The following is a 15,076-nucleotide window of genomic DNA, read 5'->3' on the forward strand; positions in this document are numbered from 1 at the left end:
GACTCTCCGTTTCTTGCTTTCTAGGCTGTCGCGGCCAGTTTGATATCCTGATGACCTATTCTTTGCAGTAAAACTGAGACATCAATATTATCTATTTTATCCGCTTGGAGATGGGCTAGCGCATATTCGTACCAAATCCCCGATTGCAGGAACAAAATAAACAGCTCACGATCGAGATGATTTTCATTCACCATGTTAACCATGATATTCAATGCTTCAGAGAGCAACTTCCCTGGCTTATAAGGCCGATCGGCCGCCGTGAGTGCTTCAAATACATCAGCAATGGCCATCATCCGAACGGGAATACTCATTTGTTTATAAGTGAGCTGGTAAGGATAACCTTTTCCATCCATACGTTCATGATGCCCACCCGCAATAATGGGCACATTGGACATTGTGCGCGGGAACGGTAATTTGTTTAGCATTACTATGGTCTGCATGATGTGTTCGTTAATTTTATAACGATCTTCATCCGTCAGTGTTCCACGGCGAATACTGAGGTTATAAATCTCCCCTCGGTTATAAAGGAACGTCGGTTCCTTCACCTTGAAGTCATCATATTCTGGGCGCTTATTTTTATCGTCGCGGTAAATAATATGCTCTTCTTTATCGGCCAACATTGGTTCTTGTACCGGTAAGGGAGAAGAGGGCTGTCGTGCTTTACGAACGCGTTCTTCATGGGCGATACCGGCGTTATCATCTAATGTGCGGGTCCAATGGTAGCTCGCAATATGCTGAATACGCGCAATAGCCTCATCAGACATAAATTCGCCGCCAATATTACAATGGGCGATAAAGTAAAAATCGTCGTCCAACTGGCGTAATTCGTCAGCCAGCCTTTGTTGCTCTGTTTCATTGGCATCCACGTTGGTATGGCTGCGTAAGAAGGCGATTTCTTTCTCGCGTTTTAAGACTTCAAAGCGCATCCGTACCTCATGGATACGATCATAAATTAACTCCAGTTTTGTGGATTTATCGACCACAAATTCAGGTGTCGTTATCTTACCGCAATCATGTAACCAGCAGGCGGTATGCAGTTCTTCCCACTCATCTTCTGAGAGATTAAATTGGGCGAATGGCCCTTCTTTGATATTAATTGCGGCGCGAGCCAGCATTTTGGTGATTTCAGGTACGCGCTGACAATGCCCGCCGGTATAAGCACTCTTGGCGTCTATCGCACCGGCAATTAGCTCAATGAACGCGTTAAGCAAGTTTTTCTGTTCTTGCAACAGGCGCTGAGTTTCTACTGATACCGACAAACTACCGACGAGTGCATTAACTAATTGGATTTTTGAGCGCTCACGTTCCGCATTTAAGACATAAGGATTAAATAACAGTAAGAAGCCCAATAGTTGGTCATCATGCGTTTTCATCGGCACAGCGACAAAGCGTAACGGTAAATAGGGTTGTAGGAAATCTTGTAGCTGGTTAAAAATATTATCTTTGTTGAGGGTGCCAGTGATGGTCTTTCCATCCAATACTGGCTTGAACGCGGCGAAGTTATCTTTTTCGACTTGTAATGAAGACATTTCAGCAACCGGAATATTATCACCATTCCAACGAAATGCTGTCGGTGTAAAGGTATCGGCTTTTTTATCCGCGAGGAAAATAATCCCGCCAGTCATACCGGCGATTTCGGTTGTTTCACTTAATAATCCCTGCATTTGGCGATAGAAATTGCTTTCTGATGTCAGCATGTTGCCCATAGAAATAAACTGCTTCAGGGTCGACTTCATTTTTGACATGGATTTGTGCAATTCGTCGACTTCTTCAATGGCCGATTGCTCACGTTCATGCTCTTCGAAATATAAGTTACTGATGGCATCCGCATCTTGACGCAACCGAATAAGGGGTTTGGATATTTTCCTTGAGAAATACCAAACGATCGGCAAACTGAGCAGTAATAGAATAAAAGCGATAAAAGTGGCATGGTTACGAATTGAATTTGCATCGGCCGTCAAATAGCTAGCGGGGGTGGCAATCACTAACTGATAAGCGTTGCCATTGTTATTAATGTCGACAATAGAACCAAACCATTGCTGATTTTTCGCTTCAAACATAATACTGCCGGTATTGCTATTCTTTTGCGCATTCGTGCCTGATTGTGTGTCTAGCAACACTTGTAATACAGGGGGTTGATTATCCGCATGGGACGTTTCAGCGGGATTCCCCTTGGGTTTTGGCAAGCTAGCAATGACTTCGCCGCGGGAGTTAATAATAATTGCTTGGCTACTCGGTGGCAGGTTTTGTTTGACTAAAAACTGAGACAATGACGCGAGAGAAACGTCTAATCCAATAATCGATTGTTTATTTTCAGCTTGGCGACTATAGGTAAAACCAACCTCACCTGTACCTTTGAAAATATAAATAGGGGAGGTGATGAGCGTGGGACTTTCGGAGGCCATAATAAACCAATCACGCCGCCGCGGGTCATAGTTATCATTATCTCTTGGCATAACGGCAATAACTTGCTGTTGCTTATTTAGATAAATAAATCGTTTTTCCGGCATGCTATCCAAAAAACGATTACTTTGAATCATCCATTCGGCTTCTTCAGGTGCGTGAAATAATAAGCGGTTGGCTTCTGTTAAACGCCTAAGCATAAAGAGATCGCCATTGGGATAAGCACTGTAGACGGCGCTGGCATAATCATTCTGTTGCAGAACTTCAATAAACTTACTGACAAAAGCCATTCTCTGTTCCAGTGTGGATAATTCTGTAATCTGCATACTGGCGAGAAGGTTAACTGACATCATCATGGGACGAGTAACCGCATCTAATTCAGCTGCAATGGCCGTTCCCGTTTTTTGATACTGACGGTTGGTGCTGATCTCAGTTAACTTCGTCAACTGACTATGGTTAAAGGCAATAATCACAGTACCAATTGAAACAATCAATAGTGTGAATAGCGCAGCAATTTGGATGTGCAAAGGATAGCGATTCTTTAATCCCGACAGTTTGGTTAGCATCATAGCCATCCCGAAGTTTATTATTTCATCAACTGTAATCATAGGATGAGCAGACATAATCAACATTTTGTTGAGATATTCAGTCTAGTTAATCTAATCGCATGATTTAAAAGTCTTTATTAAGAGTTAAGACTAAATTTTTGGATGAAAATACTAACCATACTCTGAAAAAAGAATGATTTAACGTGCGGAATATCTAAAAGCAGTATTTAGCAGTACAGATAGGAAGGTGAAAGGGATTCTAAACAGCTCAGTTAAGGGGATATAGCGATATTATTGAGTGGGTTAAATATTTTTATAAGGTGTTAAATGCCTGAGGGCCGTGACTCATGCCGACCCTACGTTAGGGGCGTGTAAATTTAGATATTCATGATAATCATCTGAGGGAGAATCGTTATCTGCCGCCAGTATACGGTGATGCCCGCGAATTGCTGTTGGTGCAAAACCAAAACGTTTGCGAAAACGCTCGGCAAAGCGTGATGCACTTTCATATCCCACTTGGCTGGCAATTAAAGAGATTGGCCAATCTGTACCTTGTAACAAACGTAGAGCGCTAGTCATACGGACATCAATCATTAAATCACGCAAAAGTATATTTTCTGCCGCGAGTTTTCGCCGTAACACAACCTCACTCATCGCCATATGACTGGCTACTTCAGATGCAGACCATATTTTGTGCGGATCAATCGCCAAACAACGGCGTACCTTCTCACCGAGTGTATTGCCATCATTCAGCTTAAATTTCACGCCACGATCAGCTAACCACAACAGTAATTCAAGCATTCGGTGCCTGACAATTGTGGGGGGGATATCCCCAATATCTGAGATAGCCTTAAAGGTGTTACTGAAAGTATTGACAAATTCGGGAGCTAAATTTCGTATAGCGAGCACTCCTGGAACACGCTTAAGCCCAGCAGAAAGGGGGTGACTAGCAAAGGTAGCTATCAAACGTGGGTCACAACGAAGTTGGTGACTAAAAAATAAACCGTCATCAGATAAACCATTAATCACATCAATCGTTTGTCCGCTACTGACTGCGACAACTTCACCCGCTTGGACAATACACTCCTGATTATCCCAGCGGATTATCTTATGCCCACGGTTAACCATAATGAGAAGTGGCATCTCAATATAGACTGAAGTAAGTAGTAGTTCCGTGTGTTGAATAACATGTGCTGAGCTACCCACACCCGGACAAAAATTAATCGTACGTTCCATCGATATTCATTTCACAATATTGTCCTGAGAATATCTTTACGCTTTGAATGGCAGACTGGCAACTCATTTTAATAGAAAATTTATAGTAACTGACTACTTAGCGAAAAGATTTAAGGATAATGATAATAGCCAGTTCGACATGATGAGTACGATTATCAATACGCTATCATGCTAAATTAATCCTATACTAAAAACAGTATTTTGCTCAAATCAGCACATGTTAATAGAATGACAATAAAAATTAATTGCCATGTTAATAATTGCAATTGCATATGGTGTTAAGCAAAGAATCAATATTTAAGATTCAGTGACCCACCGATTACTGTGTTTCACCCAATAGCAAAGCATGGTCAGGGAACTGGCCATAAGTATTATTAACCACTTGTTGTCGGGTTGATTGCCCCACTAATTCACTCAACGCATCAAGCCGTTGTTGTAATAAACGCTTAATCTCGACTTCATTATCTAAAATAGCCTTTAACTTATCTCGCAATAAATCTTGTAATACCTGAGATGTGCATGAGGATATGGTGATATTAGCGGTACTTTCAACCGCTTTAAGATAAGTCATTTCCAGATCAACCAGCGCATCCCAGTTACCCTCAGTCGCCAGCATTAACATTTGCTCACTAAGGGCCAGGATTTGTTGATATTCGGACAAAAGATGCTGGTGACGTTCCATTCAATGGGGTCCTAGTTGGGTTGATAATTGGGGCCAATCTGCCGCCAAGCATCCGCAATATTCTCGAGTAAGGCAGCGACTTCATTAATTGCCTGTTCGTCATTATGCAAATTAGCGTACAGTAAACGGCGTGACATATAGTCGTATAGGGCTGATAAATTCTGCGCTAGTTCACCCCCTTTCTCCATATCTAGCCCTGCACTTAGTCCATTATCAATGATGTTAATTGCTTTAGAAAGGGCAGCACCTTTGGCCGGAATATCGCCTTGATTCATCAAGATACGCGCTCGAACCAGGGCGCTTTGCGCCCCGTCGAAGAGCATCACGATCAGTTGATGAGGACTGGCGCTCATGACACCACTTTCCATTCCTACTTGGGCATAAGCTTGAACCCCTGAGCGACTGTACATGCTCTATCCTTTATGAAGAAAATTGCTGCGTTAAGAAATTGCCGGTATTGGTTAATGAACTGACCAATTTATCTAATTGGGTAAATTGCGCTTTATAGCGTTCAATCGTGGCATTAATGCTGTCAGTGGTTGATTCAACCTGTTTTTCTAATGATTTTAATGACTTATTAATACCATCTGTGGCTGTTTTCAATGTGCCTTTGGTGCTATCTAACGCCGTATTTAGCAGGTTATCCATCTGAGTGGCAAAACCCGTGGTTTTACCGTCACCGACAAAAAAGGCTGTCACGTTGTTAGGCTGGTCAGTTAACGCTTTATCCAGTTTTTTCGCGTCGATAACTAATTTGCCATCAAGATCTTGAGTAATACCCATCGCTGCTAAAGTTTTCACATCACCCGATTGGGCTGAGGCTAATTGACTTTTTAATTGCGTTTGAATGTTACGCAATGTGCCATCACCCACCAATGCACCATTGCTGGTGGATTGATCTTTGCCCGCTTCAACAGCCGTATATTTAGTCAAAGAGGCAAATGTTGTCTGCAATGAGTTATAAGCATCGACAAATGTTTGAATGGCTGCTTTGGTTGCGGTGGAGTCACGCGTTACTGTCAGCTGTTCTGGTTCATCTTTTTTAGTGAGCGCTTTGAGTGTCAGGGTCACACCTTGTGGCGCATCGGTAATCGTATTGCTTTGGCGAGTGATGGCGACCCCGTTAACGGTCAGTGTTGCATCTTCCGCTTTGACTTTTTGGGTTAACGCGCCGCTGCCGCCGGTGGCACTTGGCGTGTAATTTAGGAAATTATTTAAGGTATCGTCACCCGAAACACTGACGGTCATTTCAGATTTCGTCCCTGTCTCCTTAGATGTCAACGCCAGATAATAGGTATTATCATCTGCTTTCATGATACTGGCAGTGACGCTACCTTCTTGTTTATTGATCGCATCGCGAATACCGGTCAATGAGGTCTGTTCGCTGGTCAATTTAACTTCCAGCGGTTCTTTCTGACCCGGTTGAGTAATAGTGATCGTCCGGTTGTCATTACTATTACCCAACTTATCTGTTGTGTTTGGCACATCAGAAGAGAGTAAGGATTGTGCTTTAGCCAGATTGGTCACTTCAATCGTGTAATTGCCTGCTGTTGCGCCACTGGTGGTGGTTGCAGCAAAAGCAGTATTCGTGCTGCTGATCGAGGTCGTGGCCAGAGTATCGGCTTTTCTTAGTGCTGCAGAGGCAGTTTCGACTTTAGCTAACGCGCTTTGTAACACACCATAGGCTGTGAGCTTACCTTTGTAACTGGTCTGCTGGTTAGTTAATGGTGTCAAACGAGTCTGCTCTGAGGCACTTAATTGATCGAGTAACGTGCCCAAGTTCATGTTTGAACCGATACCCACCGAACTAATACTTGCCATGTCTAATCCTTAATATTCAAGTGTCGTTACAGGGGTTATCGGCCAAGAAGTGGAAAAGTTTACACATAAAATAGAATTTATGATGGCTGGAATAACGGGGGATAACAGGGGGCTATTTAGGCTATTGAATAGAGCAATAATTAAAGAAGAGATAAAGAATAATTTGAGCGAAATTTAAAATTATTTCAAAGAATGGCTAAAGGTTCCTTAAAGAGCGCCGATACAAGTTGTGACGGTGATGAAGCCGTGGGCAGTAAGCCCAAACCATAACCCAACAGCATTTAAGGAATAATATTATGGCGGTAATTAACACTAATATTCTGTCTCTGACGACTCAGAACAACATGAACAAATCTCAGTCTGCCTTAGGCTCCGCCATTGAGCGTTTGTCTTCAGGTCAGCGTATTAACAGTGCGAAAGATGATGCAGCGGGTCAAGCCATTGCTAACCGTTTCACATCTAATATCAAGGGCCTGACTCAGGCTTCTCGTAACGCTAACGACGGTATCTCACTGGCACAAACCACTGAAGGCGCGTTGGGTGAAATCAACAACAACTTGCAACGTGTACGTGAACTGAGCGTTCAGGCTGCAACTGGTTCTAACTCATCTTCTGACCTGAAATCAATCCAAGACGAAATCCAACAACGTCTGGACGAAATCGACCGTGTATCTGACCAAACTCAGTTCAACGGCGTGAAAGTTCTGGCTGGCAACAGCAGCATGAAAGTTCAAGTTGGTGCTAACGATGGCGAAACTATCAGCATCAATCTGGAAAAAATTGACTCAAAAAGCTTGGGCATGCAAGGCTTCAACGTTGATGGCGCTAAACAAGCCTCTGTTGATGATCTGACTTCTCAGTTTAAAGCGACCGGTACTAACAACTTTGATGTTGGCGGTGTAGCTTATGCTACCGATATCAACAGCGGCGCAGTAACTAAAGCGGGTGCAGCACAATATATTGATGCAGGTACCGGTGCATTCTCTGGCACAGCGACTGCAGCTAACACAGCTTCAACAGTCTACACCACTACCGCCACTGCGGGTGCTGAAGCAACTTCTATTGCTGCCGCTTCTGTCGGTAAAGCTGTTGGTGATAAATTCACTGCACAAGGCATGGAATTTACTGTTAAAACTGCTGCTGATGCCAATGGTAACGGTGTTTTCAGTGCGACTGTCGATGGTAAAAGCGTTGACTTCACAACGACTGCAAGTACTGCACCTGGCGGTACTGCTGCCGAAGTGAAAACTTCAAGTGCATTGTTCACTTCAGTTGTTGGTGGCGGTTTAACCACTAAAGCAGCTGAAAGCAACCGTGCTGCAACCTTAGCGGACTTGGATTTACAAGGCGCGACCAAAACAGGCAGTACTTTGACTGTTAACGGTACCGTGTATACCGCTAACGCTAAAGGTGATGAAATCACCAATGCTGCTGGCAAAGTAATGTACATGTCTCGTACTGCTAATGGCAACACAACGCTGATCAACGAAGATGCTGCTGCATCTCAGAAATCAACTGAAAACCAACTGGCTACCGTTGATAAAGCGCTGGCACAAGTTGATGCTCTGCGTAGTGGCCTGGGTGCGGTACAAAACCGCTTTGACTCAGCGATTACCAACCTGGGTAATACCATCAACAACCTGACTTCAGCACGTAGCCGCATCCAAGATGCTGATTACTCAACTGAAGTATCTAACATGAGCCGTGCACAGATTCTGCAACAAGCAGGTACTTCTGTATTGGCACAGGCTAATCAGGTTCCACAGACTGTACTGTCTCTGCTGCGTTAATTAATTTATCGCGCTATATCAATAAGGCGGCATGAGTGTCGCCTTATTATTCTAAATAAATTATTGTGACAGATTAATTTATTTAGAATAAAAGCATTCGATCTAGGGTTAATACTGAGGCTTGCTGGTGAAAGAACTTAGCGTAGTACGACCTGTCTATGTCGAAAACTTCAGCTGTATAGGTGCATCTTGTCGTGATCACTGCTGTAAACGCTGGATAATCACGCTGGATAAAAATACGTACCGTAAGTACGCTAAAAGCCAAAATCCGGATATTAAAAGAATTGCCGTTACTAATATAGCGGTCAGTAGAACGAGTGAGGTTAATTGGGCCGCAATAAAACTCAATGATCAAGATAACTGTCCTTATTTGGATGTAGACCAGCTCTGCGGTATTTATAAACGCTTAGGTAAAGATGCACTCAGTGATACTTGTACTGTATATCCTAGAACGGAACATATTTATAAGCAGGAAAAACGGCAAAGTTTGAACATCTCTTGCCCAGAAGCAGCATCTCAGGTGTTACTGAATCCGAATAGCTTAAAAATGGATGTTCTGATTGAGGAACATAAAACGTTCTTTCAAGCTTCGGAACTGAGTGCAGAAGGGAATTTGATTAACCTTTTCTGCGCTAATTTATTCATGCAAGATCAGGTTCGTATAGAAGAAAGCCTATACAGTATGGCCTCTTTTCTACTTTTTTATCAAAAGTTAGAAGGCGATATCAATCATAAGCTGCCTTATATGGAATCAGGCTATGAAGGGCTACTGCAAAAACTTGAATCCGGTGAGATTAACGGGTGTTTAGAACATCTGCCTTTTAATGGGGAGTTGCAGTGGCAGCTTTTAATCAGGTTACAAAATTTCATAACCAAAACGCCGGGTTATCGCGGTCGAGAGACGATATTAGGGTATTTAAATAATCTTATTGCCTATCTTGTCGTTGATTTCAACGCTGAGGTGGTTAGCGAAAAAATGAAAGAGTTAAGTCGTATTTGGCAAGATGATGTGAGCCTGTTTTTTGCTAAACATCCGCATATTCTTCGTAACTACTTTCTTTATGTATTACATCATGACCAATTTGCAATAAATGATAACATTCCTTTATTGAAGCATTTTTATTTAATTATGGTTGATTTCTTCTTTATCCGTTCATTGATCAGTATCTATATGAAAGATAATAAAACATTAACCGAAGATGTCGTTGTGGATATCTTCTATTCTTACCATGCATTTAGCCAGCATAGTACCGGTGTTAAGAATCAATTAATTGAAGAAATTGATAAAGTGAAAGTGAATGATGACCTTTCTTCGTTGCAATTATTGATATAGCGCGTAAAGCAAAAAAAACAAAATTTATACGAATACAGACAGAATTAAGTCGATAAAAAAGAGGCTTCAAAGCCGATTACGCGGGGCATAAGCCAAATAGCCGCCTTTTTATAGGTCTATTCAGCCGATTGCCTGACAGACCTGACAGGATAATGGTACGACTCTCTTACCCTTAGGTGCCTGTCTAGTGAGCGATTTGTATACCGCCGAAGGCGTGATCGACAAAAATTCCCTCTGGCAACGCTATGTTCCGCTGGTTCGCCATGAAGCATTGCGTTTGCAGGTACGCCTGCCAGCCAGTGTGGAATTGGATGACTTGTTGCAGGCTGGGGGTATTGGTCTGCTAAATGCTGTCGAGCGTTATGACGCTTTGCAAGGAACTGCGTTTACCACATATGCGGTGCAGCGTATCCGTGGCGCGATGTTGGATGAATTGCGTAGCCGAGATTGGGCACCGCGCAGTGTACGACGTAATGCCCGCGAAGTTGCCAGCGCGATGCAACAAGTTGAACAGCGTGTTGGGCGCCCAGCCACAGAGCAAGAAGTGGCAAAAACGCTTGATATTGATTTGGCGGAGTATCGTCAGATCTTGTTGGACACCAATAATAGCCAGCTTTTTTCCTACGACGAATGGCGGGAAGAGCATGGTGAAAGTGTCGAACCGATGTTGGAAGGGCATGAAGATGCCAATCCGTTACAACATTTGTTGGAAGGAAATCTGCGCCAGCGCGTTATTGAAGCGATCGAGGCTTTGCCAGAACGTGAAAAAATGGTGTTGACGCTGTATTACCAAGAAGAGTTGAACCTGAAAGAAATAGGAGCAGTGCTTGAAGTCGGGGAATCCCGTGTTAGCCAACTGCATAGTCAGGCGATAAAACGCTTACGCGCCCGGCTGAGTAATGACTCTTAATTCACTCTGGTTCAGCAATATCACAGTGATTAACTTTATTAATGCAGGTCTTCTCATGCCAGGACTTCAGCTTAAAAAGCGGCCACTGAGCCGTTATTTAAAAGATTATAAGCACGGCCAAACTCATTGCTCACATTGCCATAAACAACTAGACCGTATGGCACTGGTTTTTCGCGGACAAATTATTAATAAAGAAGCGATTGCCGGTATGGACCAACCGATCGATGATCAAGTGTGGTCAAAGCTTCAGCATGAATTAACTGCATTGTGCCGTTTTTGCAGTGAGATATATTGCAATAGTACACCTGGCTATTTTGATATTATGGCGTTCAAACAGTACTTATTTGAGCAAACAGAGATGAGTCATAGCACTGTTCGCGAATATGTTGTGCGTTTACGGCGATTAGATGAAATGTTGGTTGCAACTAACTATCCGGCAGAAAAATTTGCTGCAGAAACCATGCACCAGCGTATTATTGATGAGTTGCCGAATGCCGCACATAATAATTATCGTATTGCTTTACGTAAATATGATCAGTATTTAGCATGGCAAAAAAATTACTAATTTCTGACATAACAGTACATTGTGAGTTAAGAAAACTCTGTATTTTAGCGAGTGAAGCTCATGATATAAAAAGTCATTGTTGATTTATTGATTTTAATGATACGACGCCCAGCAAAGTCCATCTTTACTGGGCATTTTAATGCCTAATTTTTGTTACCCTCCAAACTGCAAGCACGGTGATAATGGTTATTCCCTCGCTTGTGCCATCTGTGTTCGTTTGTTGGAAATGATGTCTTGTTGCTTTATGACACTTTGAATTTTATTGAGTATCGGTTATTTATCCTACGAATTGTCTTATCTTCCTGCGTTAATTGCGACTAACATCTATAATAAAATCAGTGATTATTGGAGTGACATCTGATAAATCTATGTGATTACAATTGTTCATTAATTCTCAGGGGGGCACGTGACGCTTCAACATAAACTGGCGCAATTTCCGCGACTGGAGCTGGTCGGCAATGTTACTCCATTAGAAAAACTCTCCCGTCTGTCCGATTACCTTGGTCGTGAGATTTATATCAAGCGTGATGATGTGACGCCGCTTGCTTTAGGCGGTAACAAACTGCGGAAATTGGAGTTTCTGGCCGCGGATGCATTGAGTCAGGGCGCAGATACACTGGTGACGGCGGGGGCGATTCAGTCTAATCATGTGCGGCAAACAGCAGCAGTGGCGGCTAAACTCGGGCTACATTGTGTCGCATTACTCGAGAATCCGATTGGCACATCAGCAGAAAATTATCTCACCAATGGCAATCGATTGCTGTTGGACTTGTTCAATGTTGAGGTGGTGATGTGTGATGCATTGCATTCACCCAACCAACAATTAGCCGAAGTGGCAACACGGCTTGAAGCTCAGGGTTTTTGTCCTTACGTGGTGCCGGTTGGTGGTTCTAATGCCTTAGGTGCATTGGGCTATGTGCAGTGTGCGCTCGAGATAGCCGACCAATCTGCCGGAAATGTTGCTTTTAGTACCGTTGTTGTGGCCTCTGGTAGTGCAGGTACCCATGCTGGACTAGCGGTCGGTTTACAACAACTGTTACCGGATGCTGAATTAATTGGTGTCACGGTTTCGCGCAAAGCTGATGAACAACGACCGAAGGTGACGCAAATCCAGCAAGAATTGGCGATTTCTTTGGGATTAACAGGCCCGCAGGCAGAGATTACTTTGTGGGATGATTATTTTGGCCCGAAATATGGCATGCCAAACGAAGAAGGATTGGCAGCGATTGCACTATTAGCCCGCTTAGAAGGAATATTGTTGGACCCGGTCTATACCGGTAAAGCGATGGCGGGGTTACTGGATGGCCTGACACTGAATAAGTTTCGCGGTAATGGCCCGATTCTGTTTATTCACACAGGTGGGGCGCCAGCACTCTTTGCTTATCACCCACAAGTGTAGCCATTCGTTATTGCTTATTCCATTTGTGGCTATGCATATTAGTTTATATTTCTTTATTTCATTAATAGCACTGTTAAAGTGCTGATTATCAAAAATAAACATGACAGTCGGGGTATTTATGGGTTTTTCAATTCTACGTCGTCGAGTAGTTCTGGGGATGGTGGCGGTTGCACTCGCAACCGGCCTGAACGTGAAGTCTTATGCAGCAGCTGATTTATTGAATCAGGTTAAAGAACGAGGCACGTTGGTGGTTGGGCTCGAGGGGACTTACCCGCCATTCAGCTTCCAAGGGGAAGATGGCAAACTTACAGGTTTTGAAGTGGATTTTGCTAATGCATTGGCAGAACACATGGGTGTTAAAGCCAAGATCACCCCAACAAAATGGGATGGAATGTTAGCGTCACTGGAATCAAAACGCATCGATGTGGCTATCAACCAGGTCACTATCTCTGACGAGCGTAAGAAAAAATACGATTTCTCAACCCCTTATACCATTTCGGGTATTCAGGTGTTGACCAAAAAAGGGAACGAAGGTCATTTCAACAAGCCTGAAGATCTGGAAGGTAAAAAAGTTGGTGTCGGTTTGGGTAGTAACTACGAGCAGTGGTTACGCGACAACCTGAAAGGCGTTGATATTCGCACTTATGATGATGACCCAACGAAGTATCAAGATCTGCGTGTAGGCCGTACGGATGCAATTTTGGTTGACCGTTTGGCAGCATTGGATTTGGTGAAGAAAACCAACGATACATTGGCCGTTGCTGGCCCAGCATTTGCTCGTCAGGAATCAGGGGTTGCTTTGCGTAAAGATAACCCGGAATTGTTAGCGGCAATCAACAAGGCCATCGCAGAGATGCAAGAAGACGGGACATTGGCCAAGATTTCTGAGAAGTATTTTGGTGCGGATGTAACTAAATAATGTCTGAAAGTATTCAATTGGTGCTGGATTCAGCACCATTTTTATTGAAAGGTGCGTGGTTCACCCTCCAGCTTAGTCTGGGGGGCATGTTTTTTGGCCTAGCACTAGGTTTTATGTTGGCAATGATGCGGTTGTCGAGTTTCTTGCCATTCTCACTGTTATCCCGCTTTTATGTTTCAATCTTTCGTGGCACTCCCTTAATTGCTCAGCTGTTCATGATTTATTATGGGTTGCCACAGTTTGGTATTGAGCTAGACCCCATGCCGGCGGCCTTGATCGGTCTTTCACTGAATACCGCAGCCTATACGTCAGAAACATTAAGGGCAGCGATTTCATCAATTGAAAAAGGACAATGGGAAGCGGCTGCAAGTATCGGGATGACACGCTGGCAAACACTTTATCGTGTGATATTGCCGCAAGCAGGGCGCACCGCGTTACCGCCACTGGGAAACAGTTTTATTGGCTTAGTCAAAGACACGTCTTTGGCGGCCACCATTCAAGTTCCCGAGCTTTTCCGCCAGGCGCAGTTAGTCACTTCACGCACACTGGAAGTTTTCACCATGTATCTGGCAGCGTCATTGATTTACTGGATTATGGCGACGTTGCTGTCAGCATTACAAAACCGGCTGGAAGCCCATGTTAATCGTCAGGATCAGGAGTAGCCATGAGTACCATCGACGTTAAAAAACTGACCAAACAGTTTAAAGGTCAACAGGTGCTGCACGGTATCGATCTTGAAGTGAATAGCGGTGAAGTGGTTGCCATCATCGGGCCAAGTGGTTCGGGCAAAACCACCTTATTGCGCAGTATTAATCTGCTGGAGGTCCCTGACTCAGGGATTATTCGTGTCGGTGATATTGAGATTGATGGCAGCATTCCTATCAGCAAACAGCAACGGCAAGTGCGTGCGCTGCGTCAGCAGGTTGGGTTTGTATTCCAGAGCTTCAACTTGTTTCCACATCGTTCGGTGCTGGAGAACATTATTGAAGGGCCGGTCATTGTGAAAGGCGAAAAACGAGAATCTGCTGAAAAGCGCGCTCGTGAGTTACTGGCCAAGGTGGGATTAAGTGGTAAGGAAGATGCTTATCCGCGCCGTTTATCCGGTGGGCAGCAGCAACGAGTCGCGATAGCGCGAGCGTTGGCAATGCAGCCTCAGGTAATCTTGTTTGATGAGCCAACCTCTGCGTTAGACCCTGAGCTAGTGGGGGAGGTCTTAAATACGATCCGCGCACTGGCAGAGGAAAAACGCACCATGGTTATCGTGACCCATGAAATGAGTTTTGCCCGCGATGTGGCTGATAGGGCTATTTTTATGGATCATGGGCGTATCGTTGAACAAGGCCCGGCGAAAACGTTGTTTGCCCATCCGCAACACGAACGAACTCGTCAATTCCTTGATAAATTCTTGAATAATCACTAGTGAAACCTGTTTTCATTGAATGAATCTTGGTGATAAAAGGGGGCGTTTTT

General features: G+C 43.8%; 13 protein-coding genes. 8 read left to right on the plus strand and 5 right to left on the minus strand.

Going from position 1 to position 15,076, the window contains the following annotated elements; translation table 11 throughout:
* Positions 1-20: 20 nt before the first annotated feature.
* From DA391_RS09335 to fliD, 5 genes are all read right to left on the minus strand, one after another.
* The gene (locus tag DA391_RS09335; protein ID WP_050285805.1) at positions 21-2,969 is read right to left on the minus strand and encodes an HD domain-containing phosphohydrolase; all 2,949 of its coding nucleotides are present in this window, start codon (positions 2,967-2,969) and stop codon (positions 21-23) included.
* Positions 2,970-3,296: 327 nt separating this feature from the next.
* The gene (locus DA391_RS09340; RefSeq protein ID WP_050080473.1) at positions 3,297-4,187 is read right to left on the minus strand and encodes a helix-turn-helix transcriptional regulator; all 891 of its coding nucleotides are present in this window, start codon (positions 4,185-4,187) and stop codon (positions 3,297-3,299) included.
* Between the two features lie 319 nt (positions 4,188-4,506).
* Complete coding sequence (gene fliT / locus DA391_RS09345) at positions 4,507-4,869, minus strand: flagella biosynthesis regulatory protein FliT (protein ID WP_050080475.1); 363 nt, start codon at positions 4,867-4,869, stop codon at positions 4,507-4,509.
* 11 nt (positions 4,870-4,880) lie between these two features.
* A complete protein-coding gene (gene fliS, locus DA391_RS09350) occupies positions 4,881-5,279 on the minus strand; it encodes a flagellar export chaperone FliS (protein WP_019210338.1) in 399 nt (132 codons plus the stop codon).
* 10 nt (positions 5,280-5,289) lie between these two features.
* Positions 5,290-6,690 carry a flagellar filament capping protein FliD gene (gene fliD / locus DA391_RS09355; RefSeq protein ID WP_050874251.1) on the minus strand — a complete coding sequence of 467 codons (1,401 nt, stop codon included), beginning with the start codon at positions 6,688-6,690 and terminating at the stop codon, positions 5,290-5,292.
* 293 nt (positions 6,691-6,983) lie between these two features.
* Between fliD and DA391_RS09360 the strand changes: the two genes are divergently transcribed.
* The 8 genes from DA391_RS09360 (at position 6,984) to tcyN (ending at position 15,026) form a co-directional block, all read left to right on the plus strand.
* Positions 6,984-8,480 carry a flagellin gene (locus DA391_RS09360; RefSeq protein WP_108087610.1) on the plus strand — a complete coding sequence of 499 codons (1,497 nt, stop codon included), beginning with the start codon at positions 6,984-6,986 and terminating at the stop codon, positions 8,478-8,480.
* A 127-nt stretch (positions 8,481-8,607) separates the two neighbouring features.
* The gene (fliB, locus tag DA391_RS09365; protein WP_108087611.1) at positions 8,608-9,813 is read left to right on the plus strand and encodes a flagellin lysine-N-methylase; all 1,206 of its coding nucleotides are present in this window, start codon (positions 8,608-8,610) and stop codon (positions 9,811-9,813) included.
* A gap of 187 nt (positions 9,814-10,000) precedes the next feature.
* Positions 10,001-10,723, plus strand: coding sequence for an RNA polymerase sigma factor FliA (locus DA391_RS09370; protein ID WP_050080479.1), 723 nt, complete (start codon positions 10,001-10,003; stop codon positions 10,721-10,723).
* A gap of 55 nt (positions 10,724-10,778) precedes the next feature.
* Positions 10,779-11,288 (plus strand): flagella biosynthesis regulatory protein FliZ, encoded by a 510-nt coding sequence (fliZ, locus tag DA391_RS09375; RefSeq protein ID WP_050080771.1) that lies wholly within the window; start codon positions 10,779-10,781, stop codon positions 11,286-11,288.
* Between the two features lie 406 nt (positions 11,289-11,694).
* Positions 11,695-12,687: a D-cysteine desulfhydrase gene (locus DA391_RS09380; RefSeq protein WP_108087612.1), complete on the plus strand. Its 993-nt coding sequence runs from the start codon at positions 11,695-11,697 to the stop codon at positions 12,685-12,687.
* Positions 12,688-12,805: 118 nt separating this feature from the next.
* Complete coding sequence (tcyJ, locus tag DA391_RS09385) at positions 12,806-13,606, plus strand: cystine ABC transporter substrate-binding protein (protein WP_050080481.1); 801 nt, start codon at positions 12,806-12,808, stop codon at positions 13,604-13,606.
* Positions 13,606-14,268, plus strand: coding sequence for a cystine ABC transporter permease (gene tcyL / locus DA391_RS09390; protein WP_049605670.1), 663 nt, complete (start codon positions 13,606-13,608; stop codon positions 14,266-14,268). The genes tcyJ and tcyL overlap by 1 nt, the downstream gene beginning before the upstream one ends.
* Positions 14,269-14,270: 2 nt before the next feature.
* The gene (tcyN, locus tag DA391_RS09395; protein WP_050080482.1) at positions 14,271-15,026 is read left to right on the plus strand and encodes an L-cystine ABC transporter ATP-binding protein TcyN; all 756 of its coding nucleotides are present in this window, start codon (positions 14,271-14,273) and stop codon (positions 15,024-15,026) included.
* The last annotated feature ends 50 nt before the right edge of the window (positions 15,027-15,076 follow it).

Origin of the sequence: Yersinia massiliensis (assembly GCF_003048255.1) — a bacterium.
GTDB lineage: Bacteria > Pseudomonadota > Gammaproteobacteria > Enterobacterales > Enterobacteriaceae > Yersinia > Yersinia massiliensis_A.

Excerpts from the sequence above, each read along its gene's own strand:
- fliT (WP_050080475.1), bottom strand. The coding sequence starts at position 4,869 with ATGGAACGTCACCAGCATCTTTTGTCCGAATATCAACAAATCCTGGCC.
- DA391_RS09335 (WP_050285805.1), bottom strand. The coding sequence starts at position 2,969 with ATGCTAACCAAACTGTCGGGATTAAAGAATCGCTATCCTTTGCACATC.
- tcyJ (WP_050080481.1), top strand. The coding sequence starts at position 12,806 with ATGGGTTTTTCAATTCTACGTCGTCGAGTAGTTCTGGGGATGGTGGCG.
- DA391_RS09340 (WP_050080473.1), bottom strand. The coding sequence starts at position 4,187 with ATGGAACGTACGATTAATTTTTGTCCGGGTGTGGGTAGCTCAGCACAT.
- fliS (WP_019210338.1), bottom strand. The coding sequence starts at position 5,279 with ATGTACAGTCGCTCAGGGGTTCAAGCTTATGCCCAAGTAGGAATGGAA.
- tcyL (WP_049605670.1), top strand. The coding sequence starts at position 13,606 with ATGTCTGAAAGTATTCAATTGGTGCTGGATTCAGCACCATTTTTATTG.
- fliD (WP_050874251.1), bottom strand. The coding sequence starts at position 6,690 with ATGGCAAGTATTAGTTCGGTGGGTATCGGTTCAAACATGAACTTGGGC.
- fliZ (WP_050080771.1), top strand. The coding sequence starts at position 10,779 with ATGCCAGGACTTCAGCTTAAAAAGCGGCCACTGAGCCGTTATTTAAAA.
- tcyN (WP_050080482.1), top strand. The coding sequence starts at position 14,271 with ATGAGTACCATCGACGTTAAAAAACTGACCAAACAGTTTAAAGGTCAA.